The 18,333-nt window shown below is 70.4% G+C and carries 16 protein-coding genes; 5 read left to right on the plus strand and 11 right to left on the minus strand.

Going from position 1 to position 18,333, the window contains the following annotated elements; genetic code table 11:
• Nucleotides 1-45: 45 nt before the first annotated feature.
• The 5 genes from pucL to AB0959_RS08315 all read right to left on the minus strand — a co-directional run bounded on the left by pucL (nt 46) and on the right by AB0959_RS08315 (nt 4,708).
• Nucleotides 46-948: a factor-independent urate hydroxylase gene (pucL, locus tag AB0959_RS08295; protein WP_366825519.1), complete on the minus strand. Its 903-nt coding sequence runs from the start codon at nt 946-948 to the stop codon at nt 46-48.
• Nucleotide 949: 1 nt separating this feature from the next.
• A complete protein-coding gene (uraH, locus tag AB0959_RS08300) occupies nt 950-1,315 on the minus strand; it encodes a hydroxyisourate hydrolase (RefSeq protein WP_366825520.1) in 366 nt (121 codons plus the stop codon).
• The gene (gene uraD, locus AB0959_RS08305) at nt 1,312-1,866 is read right to left on the minus strand and encodes a 2-oxo-4-hydroxy-4-carboxy-5-ureidoimidazoline decarboxylase (protein WP_366825521.1); all 555 of its coding nucleotides are present in this window, start codon (nt 1,864-1,866) and stop codon (nt 1,312-1,314) included. The genes uraH and uraD overlap by 4 nt, the downstream gene beginning before the upstream one ends.
• Before the next feature lie 91 nt (nt 1,867-1,957).
• Nucleotides 1,958-2,938, minus strand: coding sequence for an amidohydrolase family protein (locus AB0959_RS08310; RefSeq protein ID WP_366825522.1), 981 nt, complete (start codon nt 2,936-2,938; stop codon nt 1,958-1,960).
• 123 nt (nt 2,939-3,061) lie between these two features.
• Nucleotides 3,062-4,708 carry an FAD-dependent monooxygenase gene (locus tag AB0959_RS08315; protein WP_366825523.1) on the minus strand — a complete coding sequence of 549 codons (1,647 nt, stop codon included), beginning with the start codon at nt 4,706-4,708 and terminating at the stop codon, nt 3,062-3,064.
• Nucleotides 4,709-5,000: 292 nt separating this feature from the next.
• Here AB0959_RS08315 and AB0959_RS08320 point away from each other — a divergent pair, with 292 nt between their 5' ends.
• Nucleotides 5,001-6,260: a cytochrome P450 gene (locus tag AB0959_RS08320; RefSeq protein ID WP_366825524.1), complete on the plus strand. Its 1,260-nt coding sequence runs from the start codon at nt 5,001-5,003 to the stop codon at nt 6,258-6,260.
• Between the two features lie 47 nt (nt 6,261-6,307).
• Here the strand turns inward: AB0959_RS08320 and AB0959_RS08325 are convergent, their stop codons facing one another.
• From AB0959_RS08325 to polX, 6 genes are all read right to left on the minus strand, one after another.
• Complete coding sequence (locus tag AB0959_RS08325) at nt 6,308-6,727, minus strand: helix-turn-helix domain-containing protein (protein ID WP_366825525.1); 420 nt, start codon at nt 6,725-6,727, stop codon at nt 6,308-6,310.
• Nucleotides 6,724-7,002: a hypothetical protein gene (locus tag AB0959_RS08330; RefSeq protein WP_366825526.1), complete on the minus strand. Its 279-nt coding sequence runs from the start codon at nt 7,000-7,002 to the stop codon at nt 6,724-6,726. The genes AB0959_RS08325 and AB0959_RS08330 overlap by 4 nt, the downstream gene beginning before the upstream one ends.
• 66 nt (nt 7,003-7,068) lie before the next feature.
• On the minus strand, nt 7,069-7,737 hold the full coding sequence (locus tag AB0959_RS08335; RefSeq protein WP_366825527.1) for a response regulator transcription factor: 669 nt from the start codon (nt 7,735-7,737) through the stop codon (nt 7,069-7,071).
• Entirely contained in the window at nt 7,734-8,984 is a 1,251-nt protein-coding gene (locus AB0959_RS08340) for a sensor histidine kinase (RefSeq protein ID WP_366825528.1), read from the minus strand. Before AB0959_RS08340 ends, AB0959_RS08335 begins: the two co-directional genes overlap by 4 nt.
• A gap of 112 nt (nt 8,985-9,096) precedes the next feature.
• Complete coding sequence (locus tag AB0959_RS08345; RefSeq protein ID WP_366825529.1) at nt 9,097-11,553, minus strand: MMPL family transporter; 2,457 nt, start codon at nt 11,551-11,553, stop codon at nt 9,097-9,099.
• A 219-nt stretch (nt 11,554-11,772) separates the two neighbouring features.
• Nucleotides 11,773-13,533, minus strand: coding sequence for a DNA polymerase/3'-5' exonuclease PolX (gene polX, locus AB0959_RS08350; RefSeq protein WP_366825530.1), 1,761 nt, complete (start codon nt 13,531-13,533; stop codon nt 11,773-11,775).
• Nucleotides 13,534-13,729: 196 nt separating this feature from the next.
• Between polX and AB0959_RS08355 the strand changes: the two genes are divergently transcribed.
• The 4 genes from AB0959_RS08355 (at nt 13,730) to AB0959_RS08370 (ending at nt 18,332) form a co-directional block, all read left to right on the plus strand.
• On the plus strand, nt 13,730-14,857 hold the full coding sequence (locus AB0959_RS08355) for a lytic transglycosylase domain-containing protein (protein WP_366825531.1): 1,128 nt from the start codon (nt 13,730-13,732) through the stop codon (nt 14,855-14,857).
• A 93-nt stretch (nt 14,858-14,950) separates the two neighbouring features.
• Nucleotides 14,951-15,994: a sigma-70 family RNA polymerase sigma factor gene (locus AB0959_RS08360; RefSeq protein ID WP_366825532.1), complete on the plus strand. Its 1,044-nt coding sequence runs from the start codon at nt 14,951-14,953 to the stop codon at nt 15,992-15,994.
• A gap of 632 nt (nt 15,995-16,626) precedes the next feature.
• Nucleotides 16,627-17,565 (plus strand): ABC transporter ATP-binding protein, encoded by a 939-nt coding sequence (locus AB0959_RS08365; protein ID WP_366825533.1) that lies wholly within the window; start codon nt 16,627-16,629, stop codon nt 17,563-17,565.
• The gene (locus tag AB0959_RS08370) at nt 17,562-18,332 is read left to right on the plus strand and encodes an ABC transporter permease (protein ID WP_366825534.1); all 771 of its coding nucleotides are present in this window, start codon (nt 17,562-17,564) and stop codon (nt 18,330-18,332) included. The genes AB0959_RS08365 and AB0959_RS08370 overlap by 4 nt, the downstream gene beginning before the upstream one ends.
• Nucleotide 18,333 lies beyond the last annotated feature (1 nt).

Consider the following 18,333-nt stretch of genomic DNA (forward strand, 5'->3'; position numbering starts at 1 on the left):
AGTGTTCTCTCCGGATCGTGCTGTCCGTGTCCCGCGGGTACCCCGTCAGAGGGTGGTGAGATCGGCCGGGATCCGCGCCTCGCGGCCGTCCCGCAGGACGGTGGCCTCGATCAGGCCGTACGGCCGGTCGGCGGCGAAGTACACCGCTGAGTCGGCGGTGTCGTTCTTCAGGCCGAACGGCTCCAGGTCCACCAGGAAGTGGTGCTTGTTCGGGAGCGAGAAGCGGACCTCGTCGATCTCGGGGCGGTTGTCGATGATCCGCGCGCCCATGGCGTAGAGGGTCTGCTGCAGCGAGAGCGAGTACGTCTCGGCGAAGGCCTGGAGCATGTGGGTCCTGACCTGCTCGTAGGACGCGTTCCAGTCGGGCGCCGGCTCGTCGTCGCCCGCCCAGGCGAAGCGCCAGCGGCCGGAGACGTCGGTGGCGAGGACGCGGTCGTACGCCTCGGGGAGCGTCGTGTACTTGTCCTTGACGTAGCCCCAGAACTCGGAGTTCGTCGAGTTCATCACCGTCAGGTCCTTGAGGCCGGAGACGACCTCCCACGTCTCGCCGTCGTACGTGATCTGGGCGAGCCGGGTCTCCTGGCCCTTGCGGACGAAGGAGTGCGCTCCCTCGCCGCCGTGATCGATGCGCTCCCAGGCGTACTCCTCGATCCGTATACGGGCCCGGTGGATCGCCGGCTGGGAGGTCACGAAGTGGCGGGCGAGGTGGATGCCGAACTGTTCGGCGGATTCGATGCCGTACTGCTTGGCGAAGGCGTACACCGTGTTCTTGGTGGTGTCCGTCGGCAGGACGTGCGCGTTCGAGCCGGAGTAGTGGACCTCGTCCATGTCGCCGCTGAGCGACACCGACACGTTCAGGTCCTTGATGTGGTGGGTGGCGCCGTCCCGCGTGATCCTGACGACCCGGTTCTCGGCCTTGCCGTACTGGTTCTGTCCAAGGACGGGCATGTCAGCTCCCTCGGTACACGGAGTAGCCGAACGGGTTGAGCAGGAGCGGTACGTGGTAATGCTCACCCGGCACGACGGCGAAGGTGACGGTCACCTCCGGGAAGAACGCACCGCTGTCCCGGTGCGCGGAGAGGTACGCCTCGGTGTCGAAAGCGAGCCGTACGTGGGTGGTGCCCTCCGGCGGCTCCGGGAGGTCCCGGCACCGTCCGTCGGAGTCCGTGGCGGAGGTGCCGAGCGCCGTCCACTCGGTGTCTCCGTCGCGTGCTGACAGTGAGACGGGCACGCCCCGTGCGGGACGGCCGACGCTGGTGTCCAGGATGTGGGTGGACACGGAACTCCTCGGCCGGGCAGCGCTGCTGGTGCTCATGCGGAGGTGCCCCCTTCGCCCTCTTCGCCCTCATCGCCCTCATCGCCCTCATCAACGAGTCGGGTGAGCCGGATGCGGTTGATCTTGCCCAGTTCCGCGCGGACGATCTCACGCTCCCGCTCGGGCGGGTTGCCGATCCGTTCCTTGACGGCGTCGCGCATCTGCTCGCCGGTGAGCCCGGTCGCGCAGATCAGGAAGACATGGCCGAACCGGTCCTGGTAGGCCAGGTTCAACTCCAGCATCTCGGCCCTGAGCTCGTCGGAGGCGCCGGCCATGCCGCGCTGTTCCCGGGCCGAGGCCGGGTCGCCGGGCTTGGGACGGCCGATGGGCGGGTGCCCGGACACGGCCTCCTGAAGGTCCTCGGTGCTCAGTTCCGCCATCGCCGCGTCGCTGGCGAGCAGGAGGTCGTCGGTCGTGGCGTACGGCCGCCCCGCGAGCAGTCTGCGCCCCCACTCCGCCGAGGCGCACGCCTCACGCAGCGCCGCGTCGGCCGCGTGCCGCTCCAGGGCGTTGAACCGGCCGAGGCCCGGCGGGGAAGAGCTCGGACTCACGGGGCCTCCGTGGCGTGTCGCTGGACGGGCTGTGCGAACAGCTAACGCTCTCCGGCGACACGACGTCAACAGTTTGTTGAAAAATCGGGCCTCACGCGCGCATGCCCAGCAGACGCAGGGCGTTCTCCCGGTTGATCCCCTGGAGCTGCTGGTCGGAGATGACCGGGTCGTTGTCCAGGGCGGGTGTCGTGACATCGGTGACGACGCGTCCGGGGGTGGGCGGCCAGTCCGTGCCGAAGAGGATGCGGCTGGGGTCCACGGTGGCCATCAGGGTGGGTGTGGCCGAGGGCGACATGGGGCCGGCCGTGTCGTAGTAGAAGCGGTGCAGGTAGTCACGGACCTGGCCCGGCTCGATCTCGGGGGTGAGACGTCCGCCGAAGAGTTCGAGCCGGGTGGCGATGTAGGGAAGGAAGCCTCCGCCGTGAGGGAGGATGAAGGTGAGGTTCGGATAGCGGTCCAGGGTGCCGTTCTTGATGAGGTTGATGGCGGCGCGCGTGGTGTCCACGAGGAAGTCGCAGATGAAGGGCGGCACTCCCGGCAGGCCCATGGTGGGGTCGTTGCCCGCCGGTACTTCCATGGGGTGGGTGCTGACGATCGCGGACCGTTCGTTCAGTTCCTTCAGCAGGCGGTCGTGCGCCTCGTCGCCCAGGTAGACGCCGTTCATGCTCGTTCTCGTGCTCACTCCGACGGCACCGAGTTCGTCGAGGCCGTGGCGGAGGCTCCACGTGGAGAGTTCCAGGTCGTCGAGGAACACGGGCGTGAAGAACCTGAAGCGTGTGGGATGGCTCTCGACGACGTCGGCCGCCGCCCGCAGGGCGACCCGCGCGCTGTCCTGGCGCTCCGCACGCTCCCGAAGCCGGCCGAGCATCGCCACCGTCATGACGGCCGTGCCGATGCCCGCCTTGTCCATGACGTCCAGGGCCGCGCTCAGGTCCCAGCGCGTCCACCAGGGCAGTTTCTCACGGTTGACGATGCCGCGTTCCTCCGCCCAGTCCAGCCAGGCCGGTGCGGTGAAGTGGTGATGGACGTCCACGCGGCCGTCCTCGAACCGGGGTTCTCCCACGAGCGTCATCGCGATGCCCTCTTCTCTGCGCTTTCCCTGCGCGTTCTCTGCGCCTTCTCTGCGTCTTCTCTGCGCCTTCTCTGGGTCTTCTCTGCGTCTTCTCTGCGACGGTGACCCGCGGCGATGCGGCGCTCAGTCGCGGCCGAGCAGCGTCCGCAGCACATGAGTCAGCAGGCGGTCGGCATGCGGCATGTCGGCATGCGCCCGCCATGCGACGTAGCCGTCCGGGCGTACGAGAACGGCGCCGTCCTCGGCCGCGCCGTGCCACTTCGCCCAGTCGGCGTCCGGCTCGGGCACGAGGTCGCAGTCATCGCCGTTCCCCACGACATACGCCTCGAGGGGAACGCCGAGGGCGTCGGAGGCCTTTTCCGCCGCGTTCCGCCACGCCTGGCCCCTGGGCCCGGAGAGGACGACGAAGGAACGCTCGTACAGATCCAGCGTGGAGATCCTGACGCCGTTCCGCGTGACCCACATGTGCGGTGCGCGGGTGCCCGGTTCACCGCCGAGCTCGAAGACGTCCGGGACCACCGGACGCCGCGGGGAGACACCCACGACAGCGTTCGACGCGTACCGGTAGCAGAGCGCGACGGTCATGAGGTCCGCCGGGTCGTCGTTCCGTCCCGCCGCGGGGCTGAATCCCGGGTGCTGTTCCTCGACGGCCTGCAGACAGGCCCGCTCGATGGTCGCGACGGCGGTGGGCCGTCGCTCCTGCTGGTAGCTGTCCAGCAACGGCATGTCCGCCCATCCGCGGAGCACCGCGGCCAGTTTCCAGGCGAGATTGTGCGCGTCCTGAATTCCGGTGTTGGAACCGAACGCCCCGGTGGGAGGCATTTCGTGTGCCGAGTCACCGGCCAGGAAGACCCGGCCTTTTCCGTAGCTGTCCGCGACGCGGCTGGAGGCGTGCCAGGGTGCTCTTCCCGTGATCTCCACGTCGATATCCGGAACGCCGGCGGCGGCGCGGATGTGTGCCGCACACCGCTCGTCGGCGAAGTCCTCCAGGGTTTCGCCGCTGTCGGGAGACCAGGGAACATGGATCACCCACTGTTCCTCGTTGTCCACCGGAAGCAGAGCGCCCTCACCCTGGGGATCGGTGATGTAGCAGACGACGAAGCGTTTCTCTCCGAGGCAGTCCTTCAGCTTCTTGCTGCGGAACGTGACGCTGACATTGTGGAAGAGCTCACCGGGCCCCGACTGACCGATCTCCAGGCTTTTCCGGACGGGGCTCCTGGGCCCGTCGGCGGCCACCAGGAAGTCGGCGTTCACGGTGTACGTCTCACCGGTGTCCCGGTGCCTCATCTCGGCCCGGACTCCGTCCTGGTCCTGTGTGAAGGACAGCATCTCCGTGCCGAAGCGGATGTCGCCGCCCTGGCCGCGGGCGTGGGCCAGCAGTACCGGCTCCAGGTCGTTCTGGCTGCACAGGCACCAGTTCGACGAACTGACCTGGGAGATGTCCATGCCGGCGGAGATGTCCCGGATGATCCAGCGGCGCTGCTGTCCGGACAGGGTGGACACCTGAAGAACGCCTTCGTTTCCGGCGAGCGCTGCAGCGGCCTGACGGATACGCGGCTCCAGTCCGGCGGTCCGGAAGATCTCCATGGTCCGTACGTTGTTCCCGCGGCCGCGCGGGTGCATCGACGTCCCCGCGTGCCGCTCCACGAGCATGTGCTCGATTCCCAGGCGCCCCAGGAACACGGAGGTGGAAAGACCCACCAGAGACCCGCCCACGATGAGAACCGGTACAGATGTCGTCGCGCGTCCGCTCACTGATTTTCCATCCATCGGCGGGCCGGCCCGGAAGTCGAGGACCGGTACGGGCTGTCCATCCGTGTCTACCAATGGGCACCCACGCACGCGACCGGAGCGGTCCCGCGATGGCCCGACCGGGGCAAAGGAGCGGCCCGCGCACCGCGGACGGCCATTCGGCCCATATGGCCCAGCGACGTTTACTTCGCGGTGCCGCACGGGAAACCGTGGCGTTGACCGGTGGAAAAAGCCCCTGCGGTCGGGGGTGTTTCCGGTGGAACACCGGACCTCACAGTCACCGCCGGCACCTCGAACCCTGGGAAAAGCCATGACGGAAGCGTTCGCATCTGAGGAAATGTCGTCCGATGAGGCCGCCGCCGCGGCCTCGTCCTGCGGTCGGGAGTTCCGCGCCAACCCTTATCCCGTCTATGCCACGCTCAGGGAGACGGCACCGGTGTGTCCGCTGTCGCCTCCCCACGGGGTCGACACGTACCTCATCACCCGGTACGACGACGCCCGTGCCGCCCTGGCCGACCCCCGTCTGAGCAAGGACATGTACGGCGCCATCGACGCCTACCACCGCATCTTCGGCGACTCGTCGATCGCCCTCGACGACAACATGCTCTTCTCGGACCCTCCGAAGCACACCAGGCTCCGCAGGATCGTCGGCAGCACCTTCACTCCGAAGAGGGTGGAATCACTGCGGCCACGCGTCCAGGAGATCACCGAGGAACTGCTGGACCGCTGCCCCGCCTCGGAACCCATGGACCTGCTGCCGGAGTTCTGCTTCCCGCTGCCGCTCGTGGTGATCTGCGAGCTTCTGGGCGTCCCCGAGAACGAGCGCAAGCAGGCCCACGCGTGGTCCAGCACCGTCGCCCGGACAGGTTTCGGTCCGGAGGCGAGAAAGGCGCTGGAAGTGGCCGAGGGCAATCTGCGCGACTATCTGGTGGACCTCATCGCGCGGAAGCGGCAGGAGCCGGACGGCGGCCTGCTCAGCGCGCTGGTCACGGCGCAGGACCAGGACGGCGCGCTCACCGACCACGAACTGGTCTCCACCGCATGGGTGTTGCTCTTCGCCGGCCACAAGTCGACGGCGTACCAGATCGGCAACGGCGTCTACCACCTGCTCTCCCAACCGGAGCAGAAGCGCGTGGCGCTCCGGGACGCGAGCGGCATGAACTCGGCCATCGAGGAGATCTTCCGGTTCGAGACCTCCGTGGAGAACTCGACGTTCCGCTACGCGAAGGAAGACGTCGTCATCCGCGACACGCTCATCCCCAAGGGCGCGCTCGTCCAGATCTCGATCGCCGCGGCCAACCGTGACCCCGAGGCCTTCCCCGAGCCGGACCGGATGGACGTCAGGCGCCCGAACGTGCAGGCGGACCACCTGACGTTCGGCGTCGGCCCCCACTACTGCATCGGCGCCCCGCTGGCACGGCTGGAGATGCAGATCGCCCTCACCACGCTGTTCGAGCGGTACCCGCACATGGCCCTCGCCGAGGCACCGGAGGACGCACGCTGGCTGACGGTGCCGTTCCCCGCGTTCCGCGGGCTGGCGGAGCTTCCGGTGGTGCTCGACCCGTCCTGACCGGGCGTGCGGGGCGCCTTCGGTGGTCGCCGCGTTGCCGCGTCGCGTCAGTCGTCCTGCCGCGGCCGCGCGCCGCTCTCCCTGGCCTTGGCCTTGGCGCGCTGCTCGCCCGCGTAGTTGATGTAGTTGTAGACGGTGAAGCGGCTGACGCCCAGCGCGCCGGCCACGGTCTCCACACCGTGCCGCACGAAGAAGGCGCCGCGGGCCTCCAGGGTCTTCACGACCTGCTGCTTGGCCTTGCGGTCCAGCTCGGCCAGCGGCCTGCCCTGCTTGCGCTCCATGGCGGCCAGGATGTGGTCCAGCGAGTCGGCGAGCTGCGGCAGCCGTACGGCGACGACGTCGGTGCCCTCCCAGGAGAGCACCACGTCGTCGGGGCCGGCCTCGCCGGGCGGCAGCAGCTCGCCGCCCATGGCGTCGACCAGCGGCTTCACGGCCGCGACGAAGGGGTCGTCCCCGGTAGCGGTCACCTGCCGCTCTCCTCGGCCTTGTCGACCTCGTCGATCAGGTCGATGACGTTGACCTGCAACGACACACGGGTGGCACCGGCCTCCAGGGCCCTGCGCAGCACGGCGTCGACGGTGCTGAGCACCGCGTCGGACCGGCCCTCCGCCGTGTTGCCGAAGGGCCCGACCTCCACGGCGTCGAGGTCGGCCGTCTCCATCACCTCGCGGGCCACCAGCGCGTGCGCGGGCGCCTCGTCGAGATCGAAGGGCTCGGTGGTGAACTCCACTCTCAGTCGCACTGTGCCCCCATGGCGTCGGTGTGCCCCAGTCGCTCCGGCACGACCTTAACGGACTCTCCAGTGGGACTATTCGGGGCGCACCAGGCCGCTCTGATAGGCGATGACAACGAGCTGGGCGCGGTCGCGGGCGCCGAGCTTGGTCAGGGCCCGCTGCACGTGGGTGCGCACGGTCAGGACGCTCAGGACGAGTTCTTCGGCGATCTCGTCATTGGACTTGCCCCGAGCTGCCAGCACGGTGACTTCCTGCTCGCGGGGAGTGAGGGAGCCCAGGCGTTCCACGGGAGCGAGGGGTGTTCCTGAGGAGGGAGCGGTGAGGAAGCGGGTGATCAAAGCCTGGGTGGCTCCCGGCGACAGAAGGGCCTCGCCGGCGGCGACGGTGCGGATTCCCGCCAGCAGCGCGTCCGTGGTGACGTACTTGCCCAGGAAGCCACTGGCACCCATGCGCAGTGCCTGGGCGACGTACTCCTCGGTCTCGAACATGGTGAGGACGAGGACGCGGGTGCCCGCCAGGTCGGGGTCCTCGCAGATGGCGGCCGTGGCGGTCAGGCCGTCCGTGCCGGGCATGCGGATGTCCATGAGCACGACGTCGGGCTGAAGGGCGCGGGTGAGCTCCACCGCCTCCTGTCCGTCGGCCGCCTCGCCGACCACCTCCATGTCCTCGCAGGAGTCGATCAGCAGCCGGAACGTGCCACGCAGCAGGGCCTGGTCGTCGGCGAGCAGGACACGGGTGGTCAACGGGGTTCCTCTTGTCGTGCGGCCAGGGCTTCCGCCTGGGGCTGGGGTTGGGGCTGGGGTTGGGGTTGGGGCTGGGGCTGGAGGGGCAGGGCGGTGGTGACTTCGAAGCCGCCCTCGGGCCGCGGTCCGGCGCTCAGGTCGCCGCCGACGGAGTGGGCGCGCTCGCGCATGCCCATCAGGCCGTAGCCGCCACCGGGAACCGACGGGGTGACGGCCGTGCCTTCGTTGGTGACGGTGATGAGCAGGCGTGAGTCCGAGTAGGCGAGCCGGACACGGGCCGCGTGGTCGGACGCGTGTTTCGTGGCGTTGGTGAGGGCTTCCTGGATGATCCGGTACGCCGTCAGGTCCACCCCCGGAGACAGGGGCTGGACCTCTCCCTCGGTGGTGACCGTGACGGTGAGACCGGCCGACTCGCAGGACGCCACCAGTTGCGGCAGGCGGTCCAGACCCGGAGTCGGCTCCAGCGGGTCGGTCTCGGGGTCGCCGGTCTGACGCAGCACCCCCACCGTGGCCCGCAGTTCCAGCAACGCGGAGGAGGTGGTGCCGACCAGCTCGGTGAGGATCTTCCGGGCCTGCTCCGGCTGGGTGGGCGCGAGGTGGGCGGCGGTGCCGGCCTGGGCGTTGGCGACGGCCATGTGGTGGGCGACGGCGTCGTGGAGTTCCCGGGCGATGCGCATGCGTTCCTCCGCGACGCGCAGCCGGGCCTCCTCCTCGCGGGTGCGTTCGGCGTGCGCGGCGCGGGCCTGCACGGACTCGATGTAGGCGCGCCTGAAGCGGCTCATGCCGCCCAGGGACAGGGCCAGCAGCAGCCACAGGACCGTACCCGCGGACCGGAGCATGAAGTTGTCCCCGAGCGGGGCGGCGGACAGCGAGGTGGCCACCAGCACGGCAATGGTCGTGTAGCCGTAGATCCCGGTTGTCCGGGAGTCGGTGAGAGCGGCGAGCCAGTAGAGGGCAGCGATGACGGGAGCCAGCAGCAGCGGGCTGGGCAGGTAGTCCAGGCCGGTCATGACGGCGGTGGCCGCCGCGGTCACGGCGAGTGCGGCGCGCGGGTGGCTTCGGGACTTCAGCACGGCGGCGCCGCAGACGACGGCGAGGATCCGGGCGGGCCACACGCTCTCCGGAGGCGTGGATTCGGATGTGCTGATCTGGGCTCCGAAGATCGTGAGGGCACACAGCGCCGCCGCCATCACGAGGTCCGCGGCCCGGGCGTGGCGCTCCGCGTACCGTTCGAGGTTGCTCGTCATCGTGTTTCTCCGGGTGGGAGTGCTGGGTCCATGGTCGCCGATGGTTCAGGTGGACGGCCGTGGGGGCCGCCCGGGACCTTGCCCCGGGCGGCCCTGGGGTGGGCGGAGCCGGTCAGACGCGCACCTCGACCGGCTCGTCCGGGGCCGGGTGGGGGCCCGCCGGGTCAGGGCCAGGGGCCTGGTTCTCGGCCGGTCGGCGGCTGAGGGCCTCGCCCTCCACGTCGACGCGCGGCAGGATCCGGTCCAGCCACTTCGGCACCCACCAGGCCTTGTCGCCGAGCAGGGCGAGGACGGCGGGCACGATCGCCATACGGACGACGAAGGCGTCGAAGAGGACCGCTGCGGCCAGGCCGAACCCGATCATCTTGATCATCGCCGAGTCCTCCATGATGAATCCGGAGAAGACCGCGATCATGATCAGTGCGGCGGCCACCACCACGCGGGCGCTGTGGCGGAACCCGGAGACGACTGCCTGCCCGGCCGCCTCGCCGTGGGTGTACGCCTCCCGCATCCGGGAGACGAGGAAGACCTCGTAGTCCATGGCCAGTCCGAAGACGATGCCCACCATGAAGATCGGCATCAGGCTCATGATCGGCCCGGTCTGCTCCACGCCGAAGAAGCCGGCGGCGTGCCCCTGCTGGAAGACCAGCACCACCACGCCGAGCGCCGCGAGCACCGAGAGCAGGAAGCCGAGCGCCGCCTTGACCGGCACGAGTACGGACCGGAAGACCATCAGCAGCAGCACGACCGCCAGGCCGACCACCACCATCATGTAGGGCACCAGCGCGGACTGGACCTTGGCCGCGACATCGATGTTCAGCGCGGTGGTACCCGTGACCTCGAAGGTCGCGGACGTGTCCGACTCGAGTGCCGGACGTTCGGCGCGGATGGTCTTGACCAGGGTCCTGGTCTTCTCGTCGGTGGGGCTGGTGGACGGGGTGGCCTGGAAGACCGCCGTGTCACCGGCCTTGTTGAAGCTGGCCCGCGAGACCGACACGATCCCCTTCGTGTCGCCGATCTTCTCGCTGATCGTGCTGACGGCGGCCTTGGCGTCGGTCGCTCCCTCGGCGTCCACGACGATGGTCAGCGGGCCGTTGAAGCCCGGGCCGAAGCCCTCCGCGAGGGCGTCGTAGGCGCGCCGCTCGGTGGTGGAGGTGGACTTGGCCTCGTCGCCCGGCATGCCCAGTTGCAGGGACGTCATCGGCACGGCGAGGCCACCGAGGCCGACAACACCGAGGAGCAGTACGGGGAGGGGGTGGCGCAGGACGAAGCGGGCCCAGCGGGTGCCGAGATTGTTCGTGTCGCTCTTCTCTGCCGCGACGTTCTTCTCCGCCTCGACGTTCTTCTCCGCCTCGACGTTCTTCTCCGTCTCGACGTTCTTCACTGGCGTGGCATGGGCATCGAGACTTGTCACGGACGCGCCCTCGGCCTTCACCTCGGCCTTGGCCTCGGCCTTGACCTGCTTTCGGACCAGGAGCTTCCTTCCGGACAGAAGCCGCCTGCTGGACGTGATGCGCCTGGTCACGGGGGCGGAGCCCCTGGATCCCCTGCGCACCCCGCGCGCCAGCACCGCGTTCGGCCAGAACCCGAGGAACGCCGGGACGAAGGTCAGAGCGACCAGGACGGCGACCACGACCGCCCCTGCGGCGGCCAGGCCCATCTTCGTCAGCAGCGGAATCCCGACCACCGACAGGCCGGCCAGCGCGATCACCACGGTGAGCCCGGCGAAGACGACGGCCGAGCCGGCGGTGCCCACAGCCAGACCGACCGCCTCGTCCGGCCCACGGCCCCGCGCGCGCTCCTCGCGATAGCGGGAGACGACGAAGAGGGCGTAGTCGATACCGACCGCCAGGCCCAGCATCATCGCGAGGGTCATGGTGTTCGAGGACAGCCCCAGCGGGTCGGCCAGGAGCAAGATGCCGAACAGGCTCACGGCGACACCGACGATCGCGGTCAGCAGCGGCAGGCCGGCCGCCGCCAGCGACCCGAAGGTGAACAGCAGCACCACAGCCGCAACCGAGAGGGCGATGATCTCGGCGACCCCGCTGGGTCCGCCGCCGCTGTCCATCGCGGAGCCGCCGGTCTCGACGGTCAGGCCGTTCTCGCGCGCCTGGTCGGCGGCCTTCTCCACCGCCGCACGGCTGGCGTCGGTGACGTCGGAGGACTTCACCTTGTAGGTGACGGTCGCGTAAGCCGTCGAGCCGTCCTTGCTGACCGCCTGCGACGCGAACGGGTCCGCGACGCCGACCACCTGCGAGCCGTCGGCCAGGGAGACCACCGTGTCCTCGACGGCCTCCCTGTTGTCGGTCGCGGTCACCTTCTCCCCGTGGGGGGCGACGAAGACGACCTGGGCGGTGGCGCCGTCGGCGGCCGCTCCGGGAAAGCGCTTCTGCATGAGGTCGAACGCCTTCTGCGACTCGATCCCCGGCATCGAGAACCCGTCGTCGGAGGTTCCCGGCGCCTGCACTGCGCTCAGACCCACGGCGGCCACGATGGCCAGCCACATCAGGACGACGTAACGTCGTCGCCGGAAGGCCATGCGGCCCAGTCGACTGAGAAAAGTTGCCATGTCAGGGCACTCCAGATTCGTTCTCGATTGCCCATCAGCCTGGCCGGGGAAGGCCTGTCCCGTCGTCGTGCGGCTACTGGCACTGCCGGCTACCGAAACCGCAGGACCGGCTACTGAAATCGCAGTAGGAGCCGGTGCCGCCGACTCCTACGTCGGTCCGGCGTCGCCCGTGTCAGCGCAGGCGTCATGTCGCCGTGGTGGCAAGCGAGTTGACGGGGCTCAGGTGGACGATCCCGGCTCCGTCCGGCCCTTGCGCAGGAAGCGTCGCAGCCGGGCCTCCGGCCAGGTGTTGATCACGTCGTCCTTGGTGAGCCAGCCGCGTTGCGCCGTTCCCACGCCGTAGCGCATCTCGGCGAGGTGGACGGTGGCGTGGGCGTCGCTGTCGACGGCGAACTTCACACCGTGCCGCCTGGCCCGCAGGATATCCTCGTCGCGCAGGTCGAGCCGGTCGGGATGGGCGTTGATCTCCAGGGCCGTACCCGTGCGCGCGCAGGCGGCGAAGATCGCGTCGAGGTCCGCGTCGAGGCCCGGCCGCTTGCCGATGATGCGGGTGGTGGGGTGGCCGATGAGGGTGACGTACGGGTTCTCGCAGGCCCGTACGATCCGCCGGGTCAGCGCCTCACGCCCCTGGTTGAAGTGCGAGTGCACCGAGGCCACGCACAGGTCGAAGCCGGCCAGGAAGTCGTCCGGCCAGTCCACACCGCCGTCGGGGTCGATGTTCAGCTCGGCGCCGTGCAGCAGCCTCATGCCTCCGCGCCTGCCGTGCGTGTCGTACGTGCGGTCGAGTTCCCGGACGCGCTCGCGCTGGGCGAGCATCCGCTCGTCGGTCATCCGCTGCATGGACAGATCCGGTCCGTGGTCGGTGATCGCGTAGTAGGCGTATCCGCGGTCGGCGGCCACCCGGACCATGTCCTCCAGCGGGGCGAGACCGTCGGTGAGGTCGGTGTGGGTGTGCAGATCGCCCCTGATGTCGCTCTCCTCGACCAGTTCGGGCAGTTCGCCGCGCAGCCCCGCCTCGATCTCGCCGCGGTCCTCGCGCAGCGTCGGCGGGATCCACGGCAGGCCGAGCCGGGCGTATACGTCCTCCTCCGTCTCGGAGACGATCTTCTCTCCCGTCTCGACGTCGAACAGTCCGTACTCGGAGAGCTTCAGGCCCTGGTGGACGGCCCGTTCCCGGGTGCGGATGTTGTGCGCCTTGGAGCCGGTGAAGTACTGCAGCGCCGCTCCCCAGGAGTCCGGCGGTACGACGCGGAGGTCGGCCGAGAGGCCCTTGTCGGTGCGGACGGACGTCTTGGTCCCGCCCCGGGCGATGACCTCCGTGACGTACGGCAGCTCGGTGAACGCCCGCATGAGCGGGCCCGACTCCTCCGCCGCGGCCAGGATGTCGATGTCGCCGATCGTCTCGCGCAGGCGCCGCAGCGACCCGGCGTACGCGCAGCGCCGGCAGCCGGTCACCCGCGACAGCGCGGAGACGATGTCCTCGGCGAGGTCCATGGCGACGTCGAGCAGGACACGGTCTCCGGAGGACTGCAGGAGGCCGATGCCGTGGAGGAGCTTCTCCTCCGTCCTCGGCCCGAAGCCCTTCAGGTCGCGCAACCGCTCCGCGTGGATGGCGCCGACCAGTTCATCGATCGTGGAGATGCCCAGCTCCTCGTACAGCGCATGCGCCTTCTTCGGGCCGAGCGTGGGGATCGCCGTCAGCCGCCGCACACCGGCGGGGATCTTGGACCGCAGCTCCTCGACCGCGGACACCCGGCCGGTGCGGAAGTACTCGAGGACCTTCCCGGCGATGGACTTGCCGACGTTGGGGATCTCCTGGAGGCCCTTGAGGTCGAGCGTGGCCACGTCGGCGTGGTGACCGCCGATCGCCCGGGCGGCCTTCTCGTAGACGCGCACCCTGAACGCGTCTCCTCCGGTGATCGAGATCAGGTCCGCGTACTCCTGGAGCAACGCGGCGACCTCGTCGTTGGACCGAGCCACCTCTCCAGGTTAGGCACGGCGGGCGGGCCTTTCCGAGCCGAGGCGGTCGAGACGGTCGAGACCGCCGCGTCTGTCGCGTCTGCCTCGTCTGCCTCGTCTGCCGATCCGCCGCGACGGACGCGCCGACCCGCCGCGTAGAGCGGATGAGGGGATGAGCGGACACGAGGTCCGCTCGGACGACCGGGGAGGGGCCCACGTGACAGGGCGGAGAAGGGCGACGGGTACGAAGACGGGTACGAAGGGGACGGTGATCGCGGTGGCGGCCATGGTCGCCCTGACCGCGTCGCAGGCGCCGGGGGCGGTGGCGGCGCGGGCCGCCGAACCGGGCCGGACGGCGCCCGCCGAGCGAGGGCCGAGCGTGTCCGGCGACGCTCCCTACCGCACCGTCCTGCCGCCCCTGCCGCCCCTGTCGCCCCTGCGTCCCCGGACCGGCTCGGCGACGGCGGCGGCCACGGTGACGGTCGGCGGCGCGCTGCCGGAGACCGTGTTCGCCGCCTACCGGCGGGCCGAAGCGGAGCTCGCGCGGACCGTGCCCCGGTGCCGGCTGCGCCGGCAGCTGCTGGCCGCGATCGGGCAGGTGGAGTCCGGGCAGGCTCGCGGGGGCCGGGTGGCGCCGGACGGTACGACCGTGACTCCGATCCTCGGGCCACGGCTCGACGGCGGCCCCTTCGCCGTCATCCGCGACAGCGACGGGGGCGCGTACGACGGGGACACCGTGTACGACCGCGTGGTCGGCCCGATGCAGTTCGTCCCGTCGACCTGGGCCGTCTGGGGCGCGGACGGCAACGGCGACGGGCGCGCCGACCCGCACAACGTGTACGACGCGGCACTCGCCGCGGGGCGCTACCTGTGCGCGGGCGGCCGGGACCTGTCCGACCCCGGCGACCTGGACCGGGCGATCCTCGGCTACAACCACTCGCAGGCGTATCTGCGGACGGTCAGGGCGTGGTTCGCGTACTTCCTGGAAGGGCTCCGGGTGGTGCCCGACGCCTTCGCCGCTCCCGGGGCGGCGAGCGGCACGGCGCCGGACAGCTCTCCTCCTGGCCCCCGTCTGTCCCGTGGGCCCCGGCCCGACGCGTCCGCGGGACCGACGGCCGACGCGAACGGTAGCGGTGGCCGTGGCGGATCCGGCTCCCCGTCCCCGTCGTCCACGCCGTCGCCGTCGCCGTCGCCGTCGCCGACACAAGGCAGCGCGGCCCCCACGTCGTCGGCGATCCCCCAACTCCCCCTGCCCGAGCCGGACATCGACCTGCCGGACGAGGGGCTGCCGCCGGCCACGGGCCCGCTGACCGGCGCCGACGCGAGCCCGATGCCGATTCGATAGGCGCCCGCCCCTCCACAACCGCGACTACCGGGCGGTAATGTCGCCACCCGCCGGACGGCACGATTCCGGCCGGTGAACGCGAGGGGGTCCTCGATGGCGACGGACACGCCCGGTCGGGCGGGGGCTGCCGACGACCGTTGGCAGCACATGTGGAGCCACCGCGAGCAGTTGCTCAAGGTGGCGAGGCGCAGGTCGATGAGCCTGGAGGACGCCGAGGACGCCGTGCACGAGGCGATGCTGCGCGCCGCGGAGCGCCCGGACCTCGACGACGAGCGTCTCGGTGCCTGGCTGACGACCGTCACGATGCGGTTGTGCGTCGACCGCTACCGGCAGGTCAACCGCGAGGCCGAGGTGCGCACCAGCCCCACGCTCATCGCCCCCGGACCGGTTCCCGTCGAGGAGGCGGTGTGCGACCGGGCGGAGGCCCGGTGGCTGGCCGTGCGCAGCGGGGAACTGCCCGCGCGGCAGGCGGAGGCACTGCGGCTGAAGTCCGAGGAGCTGGACGTCGGCCAAGTCGCCGTGCGGATGGGGCTGAGCTACCGCACCGTCGAGTCGCTGCTCGCCCGGGCACGGCGGACGCTGCGTGCCTCGCTGGCCGGAACGCTCGGGGGCGTCCTGTTCCTGCTCGGGCGCGGGCGCCCGCGCGGCGGCGGCAAGGCCCACGTCGTGGTGGCCGCGTCCACCGCGGCGACGCTCGCGGTGGCGGTGTTCGTGCTGCCGTACGCACTCGACGGTGGCGGGGGCGGTCCGTCTCCGGCGCCCTCCGTGTCGGGCCCCGCGACGGTCCTCCGGACGGGTGACGATGACCGGGCGAGGGCGTCCGGGGAACCGGGCGCGACACCTCCGGCGGCGGTCGGGCGCGGGGCGGGGGCCTCGCCGGGTGACGGCTCGCTCGTTCCCCTGTCCGTTCCGCCCCTGCCGGAGGTGTCGCTGCCGGCTCCGGGGGTCTCCGACCTGCCGCGGTTGCCGGACGTACCCAACGTGCCCGACGTGCCGGGTGTACCTGACGTGCCGGGTGTACCCGATGTGCCGGGTGTACCCGATGTGCCGCTCGAGTCCGTCCTCCCCACGGTCCTGGAAGTGCCGGACGCCCCGTCGACCGAGGTCGAGTTGCCGACCGGGAGCGCGCTGCCGTAGGCCCGGTCTCGTCTGCCGGGTGCGGCTTCGGTGGGCGGGTGCGGGTCCGTTGTGGCTGGTCGCGCAGTTCCCCGCGCCCCTTAAAAGCGCGGGCGCGTCCGGCGTCACAGCGCAAGGCTTCCAGCGCGCACCGGACGCCTGAGCGTTTGTTCGTGGGTCGGGGGCGCGCCGCGAGGTCTCCGTCCTCGGTCCGGCGGTGCTGTGGGTGAGTGAAGTGCTCGGCGGCGGACGCCGGCCGCTGCGGGCGGACACCTCCCGGCACACCCCCTGCCGCACGTACGCGGGTCCCGGTGCGTGGTGGTGACGGTACGTCGTGATCCCGGGCGCGGGCACGTGTTTTTCAGGGGCGCGGGGAACTGCGCGAACAGCCCCCACGAACCCGCAGCCGCCCACACACAGAACCCGGCAGACGATGCGGGCGGTGCAGCACGGTCGCGGTACGCCATGATCCCGGGCGCGGGCACGTGCTTTTCAGGGGCGCGGGGAACTGCGCGAACAGCCGCGACGCACCCGCAGCCAAGCCCAAGCAGAACCCGCCGAAAAAAATCCGCACTCGCCGCGACGGACCCCCCGCCCCTCCCCGTAGAGCAGATGTCGGGAGCCAGGACGGACGAAGGCGAAGGGTGGGGCGGATGGGTGTGGAGATCTGTGTGGAAGGGCTGACCAAGTCCTTCGGTCACCAGGTCGTCTGGCAGGACGTCTCCTTGACGCTGCCCGCCGGGGAGGTCTCGGTCATGCTCGGCCCCTCGGGCACGGGGAAGTCGGTGTTCCTCAAGACGCTCGTCGGGCTCCTCAAGCCGGACCGGGGTTCCGTGACGGTCGCGGGGCGGGACATCACCAAGCTGCGCGAGCACGAGCTGTACGAGGTGCGGAAGCTCTTCGGCGTGCTGTTCCAGGACGGCGCGCTGTTCGGCTCGATGAACCTGTACGACAACATCGCCTTCCCGCTGCGCGAGCACACCCGCAGGTCCGAGAGCGAGATCCGGCGCGTCGTGCTGGAGAAGATGGACATGGTCGGGCTGATCGGGGCCGAGGGCAAGCTGCCCGGCGAGATCTCCGGCGGGATGCGGAAACGGGCCGGTCTCGCGCGGGCCCTGGTGCTGGACCCCGAGATCATCCTGTTCGACGAGCCCGACTCCGGTCTCGACCCGGTCCGCGTCGCCTACCTCAACCAGCTCATCGTCGACCTCAACGCCCAGATCGACGCGACCTTCCTGATCGTCACGCACGACATCGCCTCGGCGCGCCAGGTCCCGGACAACATCGGGCTGCTGTTCCGCCGTGAGCTGGTCGTGTTCGGGCCCCGCGAGAAGCTCCTGAGCAGCGACGAACCGGTCGTACGGCAGTTCCTGGGCGGCCGGATGCAGGGCCCGATCGGCATGGCGGAGGAGAAGGACGCCGCTCAGGTCCAGCAGGAACTCGCGCAGTTGGACGACCGCCCCTCCCAGACACCCGGCAGTCAGGAACTTCCTCCCCGCCTGCTGCCGGGGCCGGGCATCACCCGCCCGCCCCGCTGGCAGGCGATCGCGAGACGCGAAGCGGAACCCCAGAAGGAGGTGGCCGGCTCGTGAGCCTGTCCCCCACGGGCGCGCTGCGGCAGTCGGGCAACCTGTTCGCGATGGCGCTGGACGTCGTCCGGACCATGCCCCGACGGCCCTTCCAAGCACGGGAGTTCATCCAGCAGGCGTGGTTCGTCGCGAGTGTCACCATCCTGCCGACCGCCCTGGTCTCCATCCCCTTCGGCGCGGTCATCGCCCTGCAGATCGGCAGCCTGACGCGGCAGCTCGGCGCCCAGTCGTTCTCCGGGGCCGCCTCCGTCCTGGCCGTGCTGCGGGAGGCCTCGCCGATCGTCACCGCGCTGCTCATCGCGGGCGCGGGCGGCACGGCGATCTGCGCGGACCTCGGGGCGCGGAAGATCCGGGACGAGATCGACGCGATGCGGGTGCTCGGCATCGATCCCGTCCACCGTCTCGTCGTTCCCCGCGTGCTCGCCTCGATGGTGGTGGCCGTGCTGCTCAACGGCCTGGTGTCGGTGGTCGGTGTCGCGGGCGGCTACTTCTTCAACGTCGTCCTCCAGAACGGCACCCCGGGTGCCTATCTCGCCTCCTTCACCACGCTCGCCCAGCTCTCCGACCTGTGGGCGGCGGAGATCAAGGCGCTGGTGTTCGGGGCGATCTCGGCGATCGTCGCCTCGTACAAGGGGCTTACCGCCGAGGGCGGTCCGAAGGGCGTCGGTGACGCCGTGAACCAGTCGGTGGTGATCACCTTCATGTTGCTGTTCGTGACGAACTTCGTGATGACCGCGGTGTACTTCCAAGTCGTCCCGCAGAGGGGCTGAG

The sequence above is a fragment of the Streptomyces sp. NPDC046862 genome (assembly GCF_040704615.1).
GTDB lineage: Bacteria > Actinomycetota > Actinomycetes > Streptomycetales > Streptomycetaceae > Streptomyces.